Source organism: Clostridium sp. OS1-26, from assembly GCF_030915445.1.
In the GTDB taxonomy this organism is placed as follows: Bacteria; Bacillota; Clostridia; order Clostridiales; family Clostridiaceae; genus Clostridium_AM.
This window is the reverse complement of record NZ_CP133264.1, coordinates 2,933,681-2,953,927: the sequence shown is the minus strand read 5'-3', so window position 1 is coordinate 2,953,927 and position 20,247 is coordinate 2,933,681. Positions and strand designations below refer to the sequence as shown.

The window sequence follows — 20,247 nt, the reverse complement described above, 5'->3', positions numbered from 1 at the left end:
ATTATTTTATACAGATAATATATAGGCATTGATAACGCATATAGTTTTATTCTTCAACAACAGGAATCAAAAAGAGCTAACATACAAATTGCTGTCTGAGCGTAAAGCATGCATTTCTCCCGCAGGAACAATAAAAGCCTTACCTATTGTCAATTCCACTTCTCTATCCTCCAACACACCAAAACCTTCACCTTTGATGCAGTAGAAAATTTCATCATGTTTTGGATGTTTGTGCAAAGCTACCTTCTTATCCGCAGGAATGTGATATACATTAGTTACAATTGATTCTTTAATATTTTCTAAATTCATTTATATTCCTCCTTTGATTATTTGCACCAGCTTTGTTATATGCATTTATATTTTCAGCTATTTCTTCTATTACTTCTTTCCATAAAGTTATTCTTTCCTCAGACAGACCTTTAAATACGATTCCCATAATCTCTGATTCTGCTAGCATTATTATTGCATTGGAAGAAGTTCCTTCGCCATATTTAAAAGAGTCTGTAAAGCAGGCGACATCCACTTGTCCTCATGATAGATTACTTGGGTCAAGAATTCAAAAGAAGGACCACTCCAGTTCAATTCAACAAGCTGACCTTTTGATAGTTCTTCTGCAACTGTAACTTTAGGCAGAAATATGATTCCTAAACCGTTGATTGCAAGCTGTTTCATAGCTTGGATACTTTCAACTTCCATAATTGAATTGGGAGCCAAGCCACAATCGCCAAGTATGCTCATAATTGCTCTTCGATAGCTGCAGTCTTTCTCCGCTAAAATAAGAAGATAGTCAGCGATATTTTCAGGATATACGTCAGGGAGCTTTGCAAGAGGATGGTTTGGTTCTACCAGTAACGCTAAAGGCTCAGGTATAGCCAGGTCAACGATAAAATCGGAAACTGTTATCATACGATCCAAGCAAAAGGCTACATCAATCTGGTTATCTAGTAAAAGTTCTTCATACTCCGTAGATTTGACAGTTTTTAATATAATTTCAATGCCAGGAAACTTATAATAGAACTCCTTGAGAAGGCTATGTATCCGTGTTGTGCATAAAGATTCCAATGCGCCTATAGTCACAATTCCTTTTGGAACTGGATGCTCTTTCACTGTATTTTTTGCATTTTCACACAGATTAACGATCTGTCTTGCATAAACAAGAAGTTTTTCACCCTCGTGAGTAAGGGAAATATTCTTCCTAATCCGCTCAAATAAACGAACTCCTAGTTCACTCTCTAACAACTGTATCTGAGATGTGACAGTTGGTTGAGTGTATCCAAGTATATCTGCCGCTCGAGTAAAACTATTTAGATCCGCTACAGTAACGAATGTGTTAAGTTGGCGAAATTCCATATTGTTATCCCTTCTTCACTCATAGATTTTTCATATTATTATGATTTATTATATCAATTTTTCTTTTCCAGCGCTATGAGTTACTATCTTATATCTAGCTCGAACTTAATTTTTTGATGAAGCCCCTAGCGTTAAACCAGCTAAGGGCTATTCTAGTGTAACTAAATTAATTTTTCTAGCACGTTGTCTTTTGAATCGCTTATAATATATGCTTAATCTATTATAGAAGGAAGGAGATACTTCTTAATAAGCTGCCATCTATCACGAGGTTTAGTGATTATTTTAGACGCGATTGCTACTACCAAATCTTTTTCTGGTATGCAGCAAATAATATTACCGCCATCACCCATAGCTGAATATGGAAATACTCCCTCTTCTTCCTGTAACCACCATAGGTAACCATATTTATAGGAGTTCATTGCTGTGGACTCATCAATCCATGACTTGGAAACTATCTGATTATCATTCCAAAGGCCATCATTCAAATATAGAAATCCAAAGCGTGCCATATCTCTAGGGGTTAGGGTAAGTCCCCATCCACCTGTGGAGTTACCCTTTGGATCTTTGACCCAACCTTTCACATCTTTTCCGAACAGCTCTTCAAATCCAAAGGCTTTCATATCATAATCCGGAATTTCTTTCATACCAATGGGTTGAAATAAGTACTCGTTTGCAAACTCACGAGCGTATTTCCCTGTGGCACGGGTGATGATGGCTGAAAGTAGATGTGCTCCTGCTGAGGAATATTTAAAAACGCCGATTTTTCCGTTTTGTCCTAATTGGTCAAGGGTATATTTTACCCAGTCTGGTTGTCTACACAGTCTGTCTAACGGTTCCTGCCAATTCTTAAAGGGATATGGCGTAGTCATTGTGAGAAGATTACGTATGGTTATTGCTCGTTTCTGTATATCTGCGGGATTAGAAACATATTCAGGGAAGAAATCCAGCGCCTTCTGATCAACACTTTTGATATATCCTTTGTCTATTGCAATGCCAATCAGAGCAGATATAATACTTTTTGTCACAGATGCTACATGGAAGGTATCGTTAGGGCCATAATCATTATAGTATCTTTCAAAGACGATGTTTCCTTTCCTTACAACAACCATCCCATTTATATTTTTATATTGCGACATTATAATAGGTTCAAGCTCTGAAAGCTTTGACCGGTCCATTCCTACGGCTGAAAAGTCTGCATATTGCCATTCTAAAGTTGGCCAGTAGTTTCTTTCCATTTATAGATACCTCCCTGTTATAGATTTTGAGCTTTCTTTTAGTGTTTGAGTAGAACCTTCCGCAAGGATATAGCCTCCTTCTGAGCCTCCCTCTGGACCAAGTTCAATAATCCAATCACAGGTCTTTAGAACTTCTGTATTATGTTCAACGACAATGACAGAATTTCCGTTTGCTATAAGTTCATCCAATAATTGAATAAGTTTGGCAGTATCATATGGACTAAGACCTGTGGTCGGTTCATCCAGCACATAAAGAATATTACCTTTTCGTCTTCTGCCAATCTCTTTGGCAAGTTTAATCCTTTGAGATTCACCACCACTTAAAGTAGGGGTAGGCTGACCTAGTTTTATATAACCCATGCCAATTTGCTCTAGAACTTTCAAGGTTGACACTATACTTATATTATCTTCGAAAAAACCTACAGCTTCAGACACACTCATTTCAAGAATATCATGGATATTTTTATTCTTATATTTAATAGAGAGAGCCTCATCATTAAATCTTTTCCCATGACACTCACTGCATGTTTTGTCTATGCTTAAATTACTTGCTAACCAAATTTTTTCATAACCACTTCCACCACATTTAGAGCAAGCTCCTTTTGAATTAAATGAAAAATGACCGGCAGTGAATTTTTGTTCGATTGCTTCTAATTGACAGGCAAACAACAGGCGTATTTTATCCCAGATACCTATATAAGAAGCAGGATTTGAGTTCATATTTCTACCAATAGGAACTTGTGATATTTCTGCGTATCCAGAAATTTGCTCCATACCTTCTAGTCTTCCTGCAGCGGCTTCTTCAATTATAAACTCATTTTCACAATCTGCTTCCTTTTCTTCATTATCCCATTGATTATGAAAATAGCTTTTAAGAAGAGGTAAGAGAGTATTTGATATAAGCGAACTTTTCCCGCTTCCTGACTTGCCGGCTATTCCTATCATAGCTCCTAAGGGGAATGCTACAGTCACATCTTTAAGGTTATTTGTATTTGCATTACGAATAGTAATACTTGGTCTTTCTTCAGCATATCTAATATTTTGCTGAGTTGTTCTGATAGGCATGGTAAGCTTTCCTGAAAGATACTTACCGGTTATTGATTCATTGGATTGAAGCAGGCCTTCTAAATTCCCCTGATACATTATCTGTCCACCACAGGTACCAGCTTTCGGTCCAATATCAATAACGTGTTCTGCCATCTTGATGGTGTTTTTGTCATGCTCTACCACAATAACTGTGTTACCTAATTCTTTTAATTCATTGATAGATTTTAAAATATCAACCTTTTCAGATTCATGTAATCCTGCTGTTGGTTCATCAAGCACGTAGATTAACGAGTCCATCTTCGAATCTAGATGGGCATTTAGAAAAAGCCTTTGGATTTCTCCGCCGCTCAAAGTTGACATTTCCCTGTATAAGGTTAGATGACCTAAGCGGGATCTTATTAAATGCTTCGTCTTAACTAGTATATCTTTAAGCAAGTTTTTCCCAAATTGCGTTAGTATAGCTTGTTCTAATAAAACTTCAAGGAACTCATGGGTTTCTGAAATAGTCATTTTCCCAAGCTCACCAATATGCTTACCATTTAAAAGTACTCTGCGTGCTTCTTCTCCAACCCGGAATCCATGGCAATCAGAGCAAGTAGTTATAGTGTAAATACCATTTAAATCTTCGCCCTTCTCGTAACGGCCTTGAAAGATTCTAGTCAAAGAATAGCTTCGTTTTCCATTTTCATAATGACCATAGACTACTTCGTTTTTCACTTCTTCCGGTAATTGCGAAAATGGCATTGAAAAGTACTCTTTAAATTTTTTCTGTAATAGTTTCATGTAACCGGGAGTAACTTTCACCATATTAAAAACCTGTTCTAGAGTTGTATGATTGTCCGGAATCAGTTTTTCTATATTAATTTTAAAATATGCTCCACGTCCAGAGCACTTCATGCACATTCCACTTGAAGAGTTATATGAAAAACAACTTGGTTCCAAACGTTCTTCTACATTTCCGCAAGTTTTACAGGTAAGATTATCATCCACCGGTGTGCCGCAGGAGGAACAGATTATTTGCCCTTCGCCTGCATAGAGTAATGCAAGCATATTAATAATACTGGTTTTTGAACCAACCGTTGAACGAGGATTACTTTGGCGGATAATATTTTGCTTAACCGCTATGGCAGGGCCTAACCCTTGAATGTTATCGAATTTATTTTCATTGTCAATGCCAGAAAGTATACCTAAGGATTGCAGGTATTGTTTACGTCCTTCTTCGAATATGATGTCGAACACAAGACTGGATTTACCTGATCCACTGACACCTGTTGCAACTACAAGCTTATTCTTTGGGATAGATATATCTATATTTTTCAGATTATGAACTCGTGCTCCTTGGATTTTTATTTCTTTCATAAATTCACCTCATTTTATTATCTGTATCGAACTATAAAATTTGGGTACTTTAATCTTTTGAAAGCAATAGTAGAGGTAAGTTTGATTAGGTTATTACAGAGGTTCGATAGGTAAGTAGATATCAACCAAATGCTTATTTTGAGGATGAGTATTTGGGTCATTATTGTAGACTTCAAAAACAAAGGAACCACTCGGCTTATAACCACTGTTTGACAACCATTCGCCGTACATAAAATCCCAAGCTTCACTATATTCGTTTTGAAAAATATCAAAATGACCTACAGCATATTTCCCGGAAGGTATCATCATACTACCAATATCACTGTTTTCCTCCACAACAACCTTATTTGGAATTGTCATACAAAGACTAGTACGTAATTGGTCTTCTTTTGCAAATTCAGGATTATCGTGATAAACGGTTAATATTTTTGTTTTTTCGAATGTGGTAAAATTTTGATCTTTTGCATATTTAAACAACTTCTCCAAAAGTTCTGTAAAAGTAATTGCTAAATCTTTATACGTACCAATGTGTCTAAGATAAGCAACCTTTATGTCATCAACCATTAATATTTCAACATTTCCTTGAACCAACGTGCCCTTACTCTTGCCTTCAATTTTAGATACATCTCCATTATATTGAGAAATTTTATAAGGGTCTTTGCGATTCTTGCTATATTGATTTCTATAATATGTTGGACTTACTTTATAATGATTTTTAAATGTTCGAGAGAAAACTGCTGAATCAGCAAAACCAAAGTGATAAGCAATATCAGTAACTGTCAGATCTGGACGATGAATAAGTAAGAAAATCGCTCTCTCCAGCTTCAAACGATTTACGTATTGTAATAAAGGTTCTTGCACTATTCCCTTAAAAATTCTGTGAAAATGAAACTTTGAAAAACCTGCAACAGCTGCAAGTTCTTCAAGAGTAAGTGAATCATACAAATGAGTTTCTATATAATCTTGTACTTTATAAATACGACGTAAATACTCCTTTTTACTTTGAGAATTTGTCATGAAATTTCCTCCTTATTTTGTAAATTACAAAATAAAATCTTATTGTGTATTTCATTGTATCATATACTAAAATTGTATTGCATAATTCTAAAAAAGTAGAGAACATACACAGGTTTGATTTACACAAATCCATATATGTTCTCTGTAAATTTTTCTTATCTAATCTTCCATATCCTTAAATTTGAATCTAATAATAACAAACAACTGGAGTTCCCTCTTCAATATTATTAAATATGGCTTTTGCTAAATAGTATGGTGAATTTATACAACCATGAGACCCACTTGTTCTGTAAATATTACCTCCAAATTCACCTCTCCAGCTTGCATCATGAATTCCGATTCCTCCATTAAAAGGCATCCAAAAATCAACCGGAGAATTGTACCCCGGGCCTCTTAATACCGTATTCCTTTGTTTATATTTTAAACTATAAATACCTTTAGGTGTTGAATGATTGCTGCTTACATTACCTGTAACAACATCTCCTTGTACTATTAGTGAGCCATTTTTATAAAACCATAAATGTTGATTTGTCATGTCTATTTCCACATAGGTGTTTCCAATATCATTATTACCACGAGATACGGCCTTTTGGATGTATGTCGGTTCTTTTGTTATTGTTTCTCCTTTTTTAATGGATTCACCTAAATCTTTAATTTCTTTATCAGCATTGATTAACCATCCATAATCACCACTGCCAATACTTATTGTACCTCTTGAAGATGTAACAAAATTTCTCCTTTTGCCAACAGTATTGTAGGTATCGAAAAATGCATTCATATAATTTTCCATTTCTTTATCATCGAAGGTAATTTCAAGATTTTCATTAACCTTAAGCCATTTATTTATTATAGAATTATCTATAGTTTCTTTGCGATCTGCAAAAGCATAGGTAATCTTTGAAGATATATATTTGTTAAGAATATTTTTAGTCTCGATAACTTTTGGGGATTCCGAAGTATATTTTGGCTTGGCATAGCAATTAATTGATTCCAGTTCTAATGTAGTTTCCTCTTTAAGTATTGCCTTGGCCACATGATCATATAAAATATCTTTATTAACCTTGTTTCCACTTACTTCCTTTGCAATTATATAGCCTTTATCTGTATATTTAAAACTAGGATTTTTAGGTTCTACTATATTGTTAGTCTGAAAACAAGAAAGTTTATCCACTCTTTCTTTTAATAGTTTTGTATCATATGAAAGTTCATCTGTCATCTTAGAATCTTTTGAATTAAAAGCTGCTGACACCCAATTAAAAGGATTCTGCCTATCTTTAAAATTCTTGTACTCTCCTCCTGAATTATACTTTATCCCAATATCATTGCCTCTAATTTGTTCGCTTTTGCCACCCCGCTCTTTTAGGTTCAAAGTATAGTCCTGCAGCTCAGCTGCCATTTGTGCTTTTACTTCCTCTACAGTTTTACCTGAAACATTAACACAGTTAATTTCAGAACCAAAATAAAAATGATTCATGAAATATGCTGCCATACTAAAATATACAATAAGTACAGCACAAATAGAAATTATAATTCCTATTATAACTTTACTGCGTTTATTTTTTTCTTTTTCCGTGATGTCCATCCCCTTCATATATCGCTATAAATAAATCATACATTTCATTCTATGTGGTAATGTTGATTCTTAAGACAATTCTTTTAAATTTTTTTTGTAATTAGAATATATCTATATATACTTGATTCTCATAATAACTTTTAGTTGTATGAGCCTAAATTTAAGTTGTTTATCAAATTAAAATATCTATCGTATAATTTAATTGTAATGTATTAGGGGGAACTCCAGCATTCTTATAATCATAGGTAAAATAAAATCAATTTTTGATATGACCTTCTTACTACAATATCGAAAGAACATAAGTGAATTTTGAAAAAAGTTCATTATTTGACCCTAAAACCTAAAACCCTAATTTATAATTTATTTTATCCTTGGTTAAAGAGTTGTTGTCTTTACCCCTATTATGTTAATTTTTTAACTTTAGTAGGCAAACAATTTTAAGCTAAGGTTAAGTCTAGCATAGATAGAAAAATTATAATCAATGTTGTAAACCATTGCAGATTATAAAACAAGGAGGGTGTTTTATTAATGGAAGACAGAGGATTATTAATACAAGCAGCTCAGGATCAACTTCTTGAAAAAGCAAAAAGAGATGGTGTAGAAACTGCCTGGGATAGAAAAGATGCTATGAAGACACCATGCGGTTTTGGTTCAGCAGGCGTATGCTGTAGAAACTGTGCTATGGGCCCTTGCAGGGTAAGCCCAGTTCCTGGAAAAGGAGTAGAAAGAGGCATTTGTGGAGCTACAGCAGATGTTATAGTTGCAAGAAATTTCGCAAGAATGTGTGCAGCTGGTTCAGCCGCTCACTCTGATCACGGTAGATCACTATGTCTTTATCTAGAAAATGCATCAAGAGATGGACAAATAAATATAAAAGATGAGAAGAAACTTGAATCTGTTGCTAAAAAATATAGTATTGAAACTGAAGGAAGAGATATTTATGATGTGGCACATGATATAGCTGCAGCTACATTAAATGAGTTTGGTAAACCTCATGGAAACTTAATTTTCTCCAAAGCTTTACCTAAAAAGAGAAGAGAAGTTTGGGACAAACTTGGTGTAACTCCAAGATCAATTGACAAAGATATAGTTAGTGTAATGCACTCAACTCACATTGGATGTTCAGGAGATGCAAAAATCTTTTTAACCTAGCAATGAGAGCATCCCTTGCAGATGGATGGGGTGGTTCTTATATTGCAACTGAAATTAGTGATATTTTATTTAAAACTCCATCACCAGTACAAACTGAAGCTAATTTAGGCGTATTAGAAACTAATCAAATTAATATTATATTACATGGTCACGAACCATCACTTTCAGAATCAATTGTTGCAGCGTCTGAAGACCCTGAACTTATTGCTCTCGCGAAAGCTCAAGGAGCAGATGGAATAAATGTTTGCGGTATGTGTTGTACTGGAAACGAAATAACAATGAGACATGGTATTAAGATGGCAGGAAACTTCATGCAACAAGAGCTTGCCGTAATAACAGGTGCAGTTGAAGCTTTAATAGTTGATGTTCAATGCATAATGCCATCCCTTGCAAAACTTTCAAAATCTTATCATACTAAATTTATAACAACTTCACCAAAAGCTCATATAACAGATTCAACATATATTGAGTTTGAAGAAGACAGGCCATATGATTCCGCAAAAGAAATAGTAAGAGAAGCCGTTCTAAATTACAAAAATAGAAATAGAGATAATGTTTTAATTCCTAATGAAAAATGTGAAGCTCTGGTTGGATTTAGTACAGAAGCTATAGTAGACGGCCTTGACAAAGTTGTTAATTCAAATATAGACCCTATGCAAACAGTTAAACCTCTTGCAGATGTTATACTATCTGGTACCCTCAGAGGTGCTGCTGCCTTTGTTGGTTGTAATAATCCAAAAGTTCCACATGATACATGTCATATAGAAATGATGAAATATCTAATTGCTCACGATGTAATAATAATTGTTACTGGTTGTGCAGCTCATGCAGCAGCTAAAGCTGGTTTGTTATTACCAGAAGCAAAGGAACTAGCTGGTCCTGGACTCAAGACTGTATGTAGTTTGTTAGGTATTCCACCAATTCTTCATCAAGGTTCCTGTGTTGATATCAGCCGTAACTTACAACTTGCTGGAGAGCTGGCAAATCATTTAGGCGTAGATATCAGTGACTTACCAGTAGTTGGTGCTGCTCCAGAGTGGATGTCAGAAAAAGCTGTAGCTATAGGAACTTACGTAGTAGGAAGCGGTATAGATGCTTGGCTCGGAGTTGTTCCTCCTGTAACTGGTTCCCCATTTGTTGTAGATTACCTATTAAATAAAATGGAAGAAGACTACGGCGCTAAGTTCTATGTAGAAACTGACCCACGAAAAGCAGCTGAACAAATGCTTGAAAGAATAGAAGCAAAACGTAAAAAAATAAATATTTAAGATTTTAAAGCAGGCATAGTTAATTTATCAATATCTATTTCGTAAAAATACCGAAAAAATAAGAAGAGGGATATATTATATATATCCCTTGTTTATATTTATTGTGGATAACTTATTAGTAACTATGTTAATAACTTTTCGCTTCGTCATATAAGAAGATTACGTCACAATTTCATATGGACATTAACCTCTTAGGAACTCTTTACAAAGGTAGTTCAATAGATATCTTAAATTCTCTCTCTTCATCACTCCAACAATTAATCTTTCCATTATGTGCTTCTATAATCTTTTGTACAATGGATAAACCAAGCCCTGCCCCCTCTGCATTTAATTCATCAGACCCCTGCAAACGAACAAAAGGTTCCATTAGTTTCTTTATATTTTCCAATTTTACTGCGCTGGCATTAGAAAACATAAGACATACAACATTTTTCTGTCGTTTGCATGCAACTTTAAATACGGATTTTTCCTTATGATATTTAATAACATTATCCAAAATGTTAGAAATTGCCCTTCTTAATTCTTTCTCACTTCCCATAATCAAAATTTCCTCATCCGGTATAAAAAAGTCTGTAGCTATTCCATTACACTCTAATTCATTAAGCCTTTCAATCAATACATTCTTTACTATTTCAGCAAAATCGACTATTTTAAATTCCATTGCATATTCTGCAGATTCTAGTTTAGCAAGTTCAAATAAATTCATTACAAGATTATTGGCTCGCTTTGAATTCTCACTAATTATTTTTAAATACTTTTCCTGATTATCAGCCTTAGTATTTTCAAGCATTAGTTCAATGTAACCATCAATGCTCATCAATGGATTTTTCAGGTCATGTGAGATGTCTAATATTAGCTTTTTCCTTATTTCTTCACTTCTTCGTGTTTTTTCAATTTCCTCATTAATTTTTTTTGCCATAATAAAAAATGACTCTTTCACTTCAGCAAATTCTGATATATTCTCCTGATACTCAGAAAAATCATACTCTTCTCTACGTATCTTTTCTGTCATCATCTTCAAATAAGAGAGCGATTCATTCAACTTTCTTGCTGTATACTTGGAATAAATAAAGGTAAACAAGCAACTTAAGCCAATTAGAATAATTAAAAGCACAATAAATAATGCAAGACTGTCCAAATTGTTAAATTCAAATACAATGCTATTCCAATTATATTTTATGACTTTTTCCCCATCTTTTTTATTATCTATATTAATATTTGTAGTTATTTCAGCAAAAAACATAAAACAACAAATGAGTAGTGACACAATAATAGTTAAATATATACTATACTTTTTTGCAAAAACTTTTGATAATTTAACTGTTTTCATATGTTATCACCTATCCCTCCTGCATAAAGATGAAAAATAATCAACTTATCCTAAATGAAGATTTTGATATATGACCATTATAATACAATAACTCCGAAACAAAAATACCAATGCTTACATTTGGAAGTTTACTCTATCACTTTGTTATTATACTTACATCAATGTCTATTTTAAGTTGTCAACAAAATTATCTGTAAGTCTTGAAATTTCTTCTCGTTGATTATAATAAATATAATGATTACCATCTAGAACAACATATTTTGCATTTTTACCTAAGCGATTTATATGTTTCTTTTGCCTTGATAAGTCATCACTCCCATCAAGAGTTTGTTTGGCTATTATTTTCAGCACAGGTATATCATTAGGAACTGGTAAATCCTTCACTTCGCGTATACAATCCGTTGCTCCTTCAGCTTGTCTAATAATTGTATCATTTATACAGTAAGATTTATATTTTTTATAATCGTCTATTTCTTTTTTTGTATATCCATTTTTCAGACTTATTTCAAAACCTTCTTTTTCTTCTAAAGCTTCTTGTGAAGTAAAGCTAAACTCTAAGCTCTGTAATCCAATATTTTGCACGAATTGTGCAAACTTGTAAGGTTCTTTTTCATCTTCAGATGTTTGCTCATTAAGTTCTGTTATAGTTGAATCTAGTAAAATTAACCCCTTAACCTCTTCAGGATGTTTTGTTGCATAATATTCACTGTAAATTCCGGATATTGAGTGTGGCATTAATATGTAAGGTGGTTTAATTCCTGCCTCATTAAGTGCAGTTCTAATTTCGTTCATATAATTTTCGCAAGTACGTGGTTTATCTGTTTTATCGCTAAATCCAACTCCAAAGTAATCTACTGTTACAACTCTATATTTTCCACTTAATTTTCTCGTGAGAGGGCCAAAATCTGCTGACGGTAACGGATCACTCCAACCAGGTAAGATGACAATTGTTTCCTTACCGTTTCCCATTGAGTAAACATGCATTTTCTTATTGTCTACCTGAACCATTTCACCATAAGGCTTTATCATACTAAATTGCTTTTTATAATATGTATTTTGCAATATAAAACCTATAAGAATAGCTAATACTATCAACACTAGAATACAAATAATTATTTTACTTATTTTTAATAAAATTTTTTTCATTTTGTTTCTCCTTTAACTCCTCTATTGAAAATCATGCTATTTTTTAATTTTTTACACTTTTAATTTTTTCTTTTCCTCCTTTTTATTGTAGCTAAATTATTACTTTTAACTTTTTATTCATGCAAAATTCTGCACTAAAAAAACAACATTTGATAATGCTATCTTATCAAATGTTGTTTTCATACAAATTAAACAAACCTTACATGAACATTAAATTTATTTTTAAATTAAGCAAATTTATATCCAAGTCCTCTTATAGTATGGATATATTTTTTGTCTCCGTTTTCGATTTTACTCCTAAGCCTACTAATGGTAACTGTAATCGTGTTATCATCGAAACAGTATTCATCATTCCAAACTTCTTTGTAAAGTTGCTTTTTCGTAAACACTTTATCAGGATTCTTTAAGAAATAAGCCATTAATTTAAACTCCTTTGCCAAAAGTTTTACTTCTTTGCCATTCATCTTTAACTGACACTTTTCTTCGTCCATTTCAAAACACCCTATGGAAAGTATTGCAGGTGAGCTACTTGATGTTGCATCGTATACCTTATTTCTTCTAAGCTGTGCCTCAATTCTTGCTGCTAGTTCATTTATATTAACAGGTTTCACTACATAATCATCTGCACCTATGCCAAGCCCCCATATCTTGTCCACATCATCATCTCTTGCTGATAAGAAAATAACAGGAATACTACTTGTCTTTCTTATTTCTCGGACTAGATTTAGACCATCTAAATGTGGCATCATAATATCAGAAACAATAATATCTACTTCTTTATCCTTTAATATTTTTAATGCCTCATAGCCATCTCCAGCTGTAAAAGTCACGTATCCCCTTTTCTTCATAGTTTCTTCTATTAAATTTCTAATATCAATTTCATCTTCTACAATCAGTAATTTATACATTTTAACACCTACTTGCTTCATTCAATCTAATCTTTGCCTATCTAATTATTTTGTATTTCATTTCCATTATACACTTTATTTTAGATTAACTGTAAGTGTCTGCTTTCTATTATTAGCCATGAGAGAAGGTTTCAAGATATTTATATGTTCCATAGAGCTTATTCGAAAGATCTTCCCTGCCAGGTATTCCACATGCATCTGCACGGCAGTGTTTGCAATGTCTAAATATCTCAATATGCTTTTCAGCTATTTCTCTTGCTTTATTCAATTGTTCGCAGGTAGGAGCAGGAATATGACTTAATTCATGTTGAGGTATCAGTGGTATGATGTTATATAAAGCTGCTCCATGTGCTTTAATGGTTTTAGCTATTTCTTCTATATGATCATCATTGATATCTGGAGTTAATACGGAATTTACCTTTACCATAACTCCAAGTCTGTTCATTTCATCTATACCCTTCAGCTGATTAGCTATAAGAATTGTGGCTGCTTCTTCGCCATAGTATTTCTTCCCGTCATATATTATGTGGGATATAATTTTACTTTGAATGCATGGATCAACAGCATTTATAGTTACAGTCACAGTTCTTACTCCTGCATCATAAATTTCCTTAGCATATCTATAAAGCAAAAGTCCATTGGTGCTAAGGCATTTTATAAGTTCAGGATAGGCCTCATCAATAAGTCTAAATGTCTTAATAGCTTCAGTGGTCGCTAGTGTATCGCCAGGGCCAGCTATGCCTACTACAGTTATTTGAGGGCAAATCTCTAAAGCTTTTTTTACTGTTTCTACAGCATCCTTTGGAGCTAATATTCCCTTTGAAACGCCAGGCCTCTCCTCATTATTGTTATATTCTCTTTTACAGAACCTGCATTGAATATTACAGCTAGAACTTACAGGAAGATGAATTCTCCCAAAATTTAAATGAGCTTCCCCTCCTAAACAGGGATGAAGCTTAGAAAGATGATTTATCATAATATTTTCTCCTTGTCCTACTATCTCTCTTGTTTATGCATCTGAAAGAAAATAACAAACTAAATGTACTAACATACTGACTAGCTATTTTTTGAAGATTCCTTAAGCAGAGAATCAGCCCACTGCTTCCCCCAGGCTCTTAGCTCTTGAATGTCAAGAGGAGAAGGCACTTTTGACTCAGTATGTCTAGCTATTTTCTCTGCTAATGCAGTATAAATTTTAGCCTGCTCTGAATCCGGTGCAACCTCAATAGTAGTCTTGCCTTGAAGCTCACTATGTGTAACGGTAACTGACCTTGGCACATATTCCATTATCTGAGTATTTGTTTTACTAGCAAAATCATCTATTATATCTCTGTCATAAGGTTTATTAATAGAATTTGCTATAATGCCCCCAAGTAATGCTCCACCAGAATTAGAGTATTTTTTAATGCCTTTAAATAAATTATTTGATGCATATATAGACATAAAATCCGAAGATGATACTGTAAATACATGCTCTGCTATTCCCTCTCTTATTGGAACTGCAAAACCGCCGCATACAACATCTCCTAGGACATCGTATATTACATAATCTAAATCCAACTCTTCAAATACTTTTTGTTGTTTGAAAAGCTGCACCGCTGTAATAATACCTCTACCTGCACAGCCGACTCCAGGTGCTGGCCCACCTGACTCCACGCAGTAAACTCCATTAAAGCCCTGAAAAATTACATCAAGTGCATTCACTTTGTTTTTTTCACGCAATGTATCTAAAACCGTTGGGATATACGTACCCTCTCTCAGCGTATTTGTTGAGTCACTTTTAGGATCACAACCAAACTGCATAACCTTATATCCCATTTTAGTTAATGCTGCACTTATATTAGAAGTTGTTGTAGATTTACCTATTCCACCCTTGCCATATATTGCAATTCCCTTGACTTTCTTGGCCATTTCATTCCCCCCTATTGCAAACCTGCTATTTATCCGATGACTACCCGCTCTAATACTCCCTCTTCTCAAAGAGGGAGTAAAGAGCGGCTAAGTCCCTGGATTCGTTCAACTAAGAATCAGGTGGGGTTTGAAACCCCATCTGATTCAAGTTTACACTTCATCCGATGGAGTTAAAATTCCACTTGATGTCAAGAACTCTATTTATATGATGACAAAATATTGTCATATATATCTTCTGCCAGCCTAAGACCTCCACTGTATCCAACATAGCTTCTATCTAAAACCAGCCTGTGCATAACTGGCAAAGATATATTCAGCCAAAATCCCTTTAACTGATTTGCTATATCTATATCCCAAGAGCTTCCCAAGAATAAGGGTTTATGTCCATCATAATGGTATTCTCTCAGCATATGGGCTATCTTTCCTCCATCAGTTTCAAATATAACCTTAGCTGAGATTCTTTTAGATAAATGCTTAAATTCCTTTATTATAATTTCTCTATATTCTTCTGGTATATCCTCTGTGATATATTGATCTCCTGGCAGAATACCAAGCTCATTTAATAGAAACTTACTAACCCCAAGTGCATAAAAAGAATCATTTATATTAAAAAATCTATCTGCTATGTCAAAGCGAAATTCAGTGAAGAAATCCACTGCTCTTTCAATGTAATAGTAAAATTTCCTTTCTTCATTTTGAACAAAGCTTTCAACCTTTTCTTTGTCTAGCTTTGCAAATTCTCCAACTTGCCTTAGAAATTTACTGGTTTCATTTCCCCCTATAGGCAAAACTGGATAATGTAAATATGGTGTCCCATATTTACTTTCCAGTAACTGAGCAGTTTTTAATCCTACCCAAGGAGACAGGACTAAATTAAATTCTGCATTAGGAATTTTCTTCCACTCTTTAACTCCTTCAGACTCCGGTCCAAAGAGTGTATTTACCTTTAATCCTATTCCCTCTAACAAATGTTTTATTTCTCTCAAGTTTCCACTCCAAAAACTATCTTGGTATGGAATCACCGACCAAAGGTTTACTAATCCCTTTTCTTTTTCAACTTCAACATCACCGATAAATTGATTTATAATAGCTTCAGTTACTAACTCATGACCTTTATAATTAGTTCCTTTAAATCCTCCAGTTTCTGCAAAAACTATTGGTATCCCTTTGTTCTGATATTCTTTAACTACCTGTCCTACATCATCACCAACTATATCAGCGGTACATCCCGTTAAGACAACAAATAAGTCCCCTTTCAAGACTTTTAACGTTCCATCTATTACTTCTCTTAATCGATCTTCTCCACCAAATACCACTTCTCTTTCCGATGAGTTAGTACAAGGAATAGCGCTTCCCCCAGTACAGCCTCCTCCCTGGTATCCTGACGTAATACTTAATCCACGAAAGAGTTTATATCCACAGCCTGGACCTGAATGCAGTATTGGAATAGCTTTATTAATTGCTACTACTGTTTGTTGGGCTCCTAAGGCACAATAATGTCTCGGTTGTTCAACAACATTACTTATTTTATTTCTCCACCATATTAAAGTGGAATTCCATTTCTCTATAAGCTGTAAATCGTTATTATTCATGTTGTCCCCTCCCTAAAAACCTATACGGATTTTGCCTTAGCCACCAATTGGTGTATGGAAGTTCTGAATGAGCTGCAATGTTATCTACAAAGTCCTTAGTTGAAAGAACGTCTAAAATCTTCTTGCCATAGTTAATAATTCCTTGATAGCCTATACCAAATTGTTCATCTCCTACTAACAAAGTTGGTATCCCGAGCTTAATTCCCCAAACTGCCAAGCCTCCATGCCTTACAACTAATAGGTCTGGTTTTAACTTATTTAGCACATTCACCAATTCGAAGACTTGCTTATTGCATACACTGAAATTTTTAATATCTCCATAAGTTTCAACTACATGTTTCAAGGCATCACTTCTCTCATCTCCATTGTCATAGCAATGATCATGATGAAATATTCCTGCTCCAACAACCTCCATTTCGAGATCACTAAGCAGTGCTAATAAACTATGACCATGAGCCGCACCAGCGGATACATAAACTCTTTTCCCTTTTAATTTATCTTTTATCTCTTCAAGCTCCTCTGCAATTCTTTCTCTTTCTTTTTCTATAAGTATTTCAACCTCTTTCTTCTTACCAGTTAACCTACCAAGCTCTATTAGAAATTCATCTGTACCTTTAAGACCATAAGGTGGTGGTGATTTGACCTCTGGAACTCCATATTCTTGTTCCAGGGCTGCGGCTAGATAGGTTCCTAAGGTGGAACAAACTTGAACTGTAGCAGCTGCTTCAGATATTCTCTTTAGCTGATCAATGGTGGTAAAGGGTACAATATAATTCGGTCTAAGACCTATTCTTGCAAATAAATCAGTAAATACATCACTGCCCCAAAAATTTATAATATTAATTAAGTCTTTTTTCTTCTTAATAGGTGGTTTAACTATTTTTCTAACAATGGCATGAAAAGCAGAATCAAAACCTGTTGCCCATATTTGCGATTTAAAGCCTTCGCAAGAAACGTATACTACTGGAATGCCTAGTTCTTTTTCTAGTTCATCGGTTATACCTGACACATCATCTCCAATAATGCCGGATGCACAGGAAGCTGTTACAAATATTGCCCTTGGTCTAAATCTTACATAAGCATCTCTTATGGCCTCTTTTAACTTAGTTTCTCCTCCATAAACCATGTCTTTCTCCTGGAGGTTTGTGCTTAGTAATTTAACATTTTTTAAAGGTAAATTTCTTCTTATTTGCTCTGCTCTATTAGTAAAGTTAAATTCAGCAAAATCTGCACTGCATCCTAGTGGTCCATGATTTATTACTGCGGCATCCCGTATCATTACAAGCATGGATAATGCCCTGCTGGAGCTGCATTCGAGACATTGACTAAAGGAACGATTTCTATGACAGCACTTATTTCTCTTAGATTTATGACATAACTCCTTGGCAGTTCCAATGAACCCGTTGCTTGAACCTAACCTTGCTTCCCTGATTTCAACTTCAGGTGATTTTATATTAATGGTCAATTATATTCCTCCTTTTAAGTTCCCTAACTACTGTTGATAAAGTTTAAATATAAAATTAAGCTTTAACGATATAACTTAAGGCATAAAAAGACCAGTAAAACTTCAATTTTCTCATATGTGTACAGATAAATTGTATAACATATATTTATCTTTGAAAAACAACTTAAATTTATCCATATACAACCAAAAGTTTATAAGTCCGAAAGTTAACTTTCAGCCTAATACTCCTATATGATTTGGTTTGTTAAATTTTCTAACAGTGCTCACTAACTACACATATTTTTTTGAACACTATAGGTTTACTTTAAATGGAATATTATTATAAAATTTAACTGAAAAATAAAAGAAAGGATACTTAAAATTTATGAAAAATATTTTTATAACTGGTAAAAGAGGAGTAGGAAAATCTACATTATTGAAAAAAATTATAGAAGAGGTAGATTGTTCTATAGGCGGCTTTGTTCAAGAGAAGTTGCGTGGTGAAGAACTATACTTTTTAATGTTATATCTTTATATGATTTAAATGATATTTACATTATCGGAAGTCATGATATTAAGAAAAAATCCTCATATCCGCTTATAGAAAATTTTAATATTATATCGGAAACCATCTTATTGAAAAGTCTTTATTATAGAGATCTCATAGTTCTTGATGAATTAGGTTTTCTTGAAGAAGGCTCCGAATTATTCAAAGAGACTATTTATAAAATACTTGACAGTAACAAACCAGTCTTAGGAGTTTTAAAAGAGTGCAATACAGACTTTATCAATAAAATTAAAAGCAGAAATGATGTTTATGTAGTAAAAATAGATGAAGATAATAGAAATCTTATGAAAGATGAAATTCTTGAACTACTTCAAAATATCAATGATGACAAAACTTACAGTAATAAAGTCTTCTAAACTTTCAATATTTATGGTAATGTTGTGTTTAGAAAGCTCTAACATTTATGTTATGGATACATAAACTAATTTTATTACAATCAAAAAGCCTACGGTCGTTGTTAAAATACCGTAGGCTTTTTTAATTTGTCAATTATGCTTTTTGTTTTGATTAGAATTTATTGAAAAATAACGCGCAGGAGAATCTCCAAACGCACGATGGAACATTTCAATAAAACCGCTGGGAGTTGCATAGCCCAGTGCATCAGCAATATCACTTATTGATTCACCGCGAGCAAGCATTTCAAGGGCATGTGTCAACCTTGCCTGTTGTCGCCATTGAGCAAAGGTTAATCCAGTTTCCTGCAATATCATCCGACGCAGAGTGCGCGGTGATAACGCCCCCCATTTCGCCCACTGGTCCAGTGTACGGGTATCTTCTGGATGCGAAATAATTTCCCTTGCAATTTTTAATAATCCAGAGTCAGTTGGCAACGGTAAATACAATAACTGCTGGGGAGCTTGCTTGATTTCATCTAAAAGAACGCCTACTACTCGATCCTGCACTTCATTGAGCTGATCTTGTAAAGACCACGTTGATGCCCTTTCTACAAGGGAGGACATAAGGCTACTTATGCCGAATACCCGGGGCTGTTCAGGAAGTTCTTTGCATATCTCAGGTACAAGTAAAACGCTCCAGCCACTCAATACACCGCTTACACTTACCTTGTGACGGATACATGGAGGAATCCAACCAGCGCGATGAGGTGGAAGTATCCAAGAACCATGTTCAGTATGTACCTGTATCAATCCGTTTTCCACACAAAACATTTGGCCACGTAAATGACTGTGCCATCCATATTCACGGGAGCCGAGTTCAAATTGTTGGTTGGGATCATTGCTGCTCCACAATGCTACAAGAGGTGGACCATCTAACCAGTCGCTGATATCTATAGAAGAGGAAGACATATTCTATACCCCATTTCTTTTGGCCAATATTCGATATATTATG

Annotated in this window: 17 protein-coding genes and 1 pseudogene; 3 read left to right on the top strand and 15 right to left on the bottom strand. The window is 34.3% G+C overall.

Annotated features, from left to right (window positions below; genetic code table 11):
• Window positions 1-66 precede the first annotated feature (66 nt).
• The 7 genes from RCG18_RS14410 to RCG18_RS14380 form a co-directional block, all read right to left on the bottom strand.
• A complete protein-coding gene (locus tag RCG18_RS14410; RefSeq protein WP_308036743.1) occupies window positions 67-309 on the bottom strand; it encodes a cupin domain-containing protein in 243 nt (80 codons plus the stop codon).
• Window positions 290-457 carry a hypothetical protein gene (locus tag RCG18_RS14405; RefSeq protein ID WP_308036742.1) on the bottom strand — a complete coding sequence of 56 codons (168 nt, stop codon included), beginning with the start codon at window positions 455-457 and terminating at the stop codon, window positions 290-292. Before RCG18_RS14405 ends, RCG18_RS14410 begins: the two co-directional genes overlap by 20 nt.
• Window positions 458-459: 2 nt before the next feature.
• On the bottom strand, window positions 460-1,350 hold the full coding sequence (locus RCG18_RS14400; RefSeq protein WP_308036741.1) for a LysR family transcriptional regulator: 891 nt from the start codon (window positions 1,348-1,350) through the stop codon (window positions 460-462).
• A 212-nt stretch (window positions 1,351-1,562) separates the two neighbouring features.
• Window positions 1,563-2,525, bottom strand: a complete 963-nt coding sequence (locus RCG18_RS14395) for a serine hydrolase (RefSeq protein WP_308036740.1) — start codon at window positions 2,523-2,525, stop codon at window positions 1,563-1,565.
• A 60-nt stretch (window positions 2,526-2,585) separates the two neighbouring features.
• The gene (locus RCG18_RS14390) at window positions 2,586-4,871 is read right to left on the bottom strand and encodes an excinuclease ABC subunit UvrA (RefSeq protein ID WP_308036739.1); all 2,286 of its coding nucleotides are present in this window, start codon (window positions 4,869-4,871) and stop codon (window positions 2,586-2,588) included.
• A 213-nt stretch (window positions 4,872-5,084) separates the two neighbouring features.
• Window positions 5,085-6,008: a GyrI-like domain-containing protein gene (locus RCG18_RS14385; RefSeq protein ID WP_308036738.1), complete on the bottom strand. Its 924-nt coding sequence runs from the start codon at window positions 6,006-6,008 to the stop codon at window positions 5,085-5,087.
• 187 nt (window positions 6,009-6,195) lie between these two features.
• Window positions 6,196-7,590, bottom strand: coding sequence for a peptidoglycan binding domain-containing protein (locus RCG18_RS14380; protein ID WP_308036737.1), 1,395 nt, complete (start codon window positions 7,588-7,590; stop codon window positions 6,196-6,198).
• A gap of 519 nt (window positions 7,591-8,109) precedes the next feature.
• On the opposite strand from RCG18_RS14380, the pseudogene cooS reads away from it, so the two are divergent.
• A pseudogene (cooS, locus tag RCG18_RS14375) lies at window positions 8,110-10,001 on the top strand (anaerobic carbon-monoxide dehydrogenase catalytic subunit).
• Between the two features lie 202 nt (window positions 10,002-10,203).
• Here the strand turns inward: cooS and RCG18_RS14370 are convergent.
• From RCG18_RS14370 to RCG18_RS14340, 7 genes are all read right to left on the bottom strand, one after another.
• Complete coding sequence (locus RCG18_RS14370) at window positions 10,204-11,331, bottom strand: HAMP domain-containing sensor histidine kinase (protein ID WP_308036736.1); 1,128 nt, start codon at window positions 11,329-11,331, stop codon at window positions 10,204-10,206.
• 165 nt (window positions 11,332-11,496) lie between these two features.
• A complete protein-coding gene (locus RCG18_RS14365; RefSeq protein ID WP_308036735.1) occupies window positions 11,497-12,477 on the bottom strand; it encodes an alpha/beta hydrolase in 981 nt (326 codons plus the stop codon).
• Between the two features lie 227 nt (window positions 12,478-12,704).
• Window positions 12,705-13,385, bottom strand: coding sequence for a response regulator transcription factor (locus RCG18_RS14360; protein ID WP_308036734.1), 681 nt, complete (start codon window positions 13,383-13,385; stop codon window positions 12,705-12,707).
• Between the two features lie 112 nt (window positions 13,386-13,497).
• The gene (locus tag RCG18_RS14355; protein WP_308036733.1) at window positions 13,498-14,361 is read right to left on the bottom strand and encodes a radical SAM protein; all 864 of its coding nucleotides are present in this window, start codon (window positions 14,359-14,361) and stop codon (window positions 13,498-13,500) included.
• Window positions 14,362-14,441: 80 nt separating this feature from the next.
• A complete protein-coding gene (gene nifH, locus RCG18_RS14350; protein ID WP_308041929.1) occupies window positions 14,442-15,296 on the bottom strand; it encodes a nitrogenase iron protein in 855 nt (284 codons plus the stop codon).
• Window positions 15,297-15,493: 197 nt separating this feature from the next.
• Window positions 15,494-16,822, bottom strand: a complete 1,329-nt coding sequence (locus RCG18_RS14345) for a nitrogenase component 1 (RefSeq protein WP_308042034.1) — start codon at window positions 16,820-16,822, stop codon at window positions 15,494-15,496.
• A gap of 58 nt (window positions 16,823-16,880) precedes the next feature.
• A complete protein-coding gene (locus RCG18_RS14340) occupies window positions 16,881-18,353 on the bottom strand; it encodes a nitrogenase component 1 (RefSeq protein ID WP_308041928.1) in 1,473 nt (490 codons plus the stop codon).
• A 364-nt stretch (window positions 18,354-18,717) separates the two neighbouring features.
• Between RCG18_RS14340 and RCG18_RS14335 the strand changes: the two genes are divergently transcribed.
• Window positions 18,718-18,876 (top strand): nucleoside-triphosphatase, encoded by a 159-nt coding sequence (locus tag RCG18_RS14335; RefSeq protein WP_308041927.1) that lies wholly within the window; start codon window positions 18,718-18,720, stop codon window positions 18,874-18,876.
• On the top strand, window positions 18,843-19,256 hold the full coding sequence (locus RCG18_RS14330; RefSeq protein WP_308042033.1) for a nucleoside-triphosphatase: 414 nt from the start codon (window positions 18,843-18,845) through the stop codon (window positions 19,254-19,256). Before RCG18_RS14335 ends, RCG18_RS14330 begins: the two co-directional genes overlap by 34 nt.
• A 129-nt stretch (window positions 19,257-19,385) precedes the next feature.
• On the opposite strand, the gene RCG18_RS14325 is transcribed toward RCG18_RS14330, so the two are convergent.
• On the bottom strand, window positions 19,386-20,204 hold the full coding sequence (locus RCG18_RS14325; protein WP_308041926.1) for a helix-turn-helix transcriptional regulator: 819 nt from the start codon (window positions 20,202-20,204) through the stop codon (window positions 19,386-19,388).
• Window positions 20,205-20,247 lie beyond the last annotated feature (43 nt).

Bases quoted from the DNA above. Each gene is read 5' to 3' on its own strand.
- RCG18_RS14335 (WP_308041927.1), top strand. From the start codon at position 18,718: ATGAAAAATATTTTTATAACTGGTAAAAGAGGAGTAGGAAAATCTACA.
- RCG18_RS14370 (WP_308036736.1), bottom strand. From the start codon at position 11,331: ATGAAAACAGTTAAATTATCAAAAGTTTTTGCAAAAAAGTATAGTATA.
- RCG18_RS14400 (WP_308036741.1), bottom strand. From the start codon at position 1,350: ATGGAATTTCGCCAACTTAACACATTCGTTACTGTAGCGGATCTAAAT.
- RCG18_RS14385 (WP_308036738.1), bottom strand. From the start codon at position 6,008: ATGACAAATTCTCAAAGTAAAAAGGAGTATTTACGTCGTATTTATAAA.
- RCG18_RS14360 (WP_308036734.1), bottom strand. From the start codon at position 13,385: ATGTATAAATTACTGATTGTAGAAGATGAAATTGATATTAGAAATTTA.
- RCG18_RS14380 (WP_308036737.1), bottom strand. From the start codon at position 7,590: ATGGACATCACGGAAAAAGAAAAAAATAAACGCAGTAAAGTTATAATA.
- RCG18_RS14405 (WP_308036742.1), bottom strand. From the start codon at position 457: ATGCTAGCAGAATCAGAGATTATGGGAATCGTATTTAAAGGTCTGTCT.
- RCG18_RS14410 (WP_308036743.1), bottom strand. From the start codon at position 309: ATGAATTTAGAAAATATTAAAGAATCAATTGTAACTAATGTATATCAC.
- RCG18_RS14395 (WP_308036740.1), bottom strand. From the start codon at position 2,525: ATGGACCGGTCAAAGCTTTCAGAGCTTGAACCTATTATAATGTCGCAA.
- nifH (WP_308041929.1), bottom strand. From the start codon at position 15,296: ATGGCCAAGAAAGTCAAGGGAATTGCAATATATGGCAAGGGTGGAATA.
- RCG18_RS14355 (WP_308036733.1), bottom strand. From the start codon at position 14,361: ATGATAAATCATCTTTCTAAGCTTCATCCCTGTTTAGGAGGGGAAGCT.
- RCG18_RS14365 (WP_308036735.1), bottom strand. From the start codon at position 12,477: ATGAAAAAAATTTTATTAAAAATAAGTAAAATAATTATTTGTATTCTA.
- RCG18_RS14325 (WP_308041926.1), bottom strand. From the start codon at position 20,204: ATGTCTTCCTCTTCTATAGATATCAGCGACTGGTTAGATGGTCCACCT.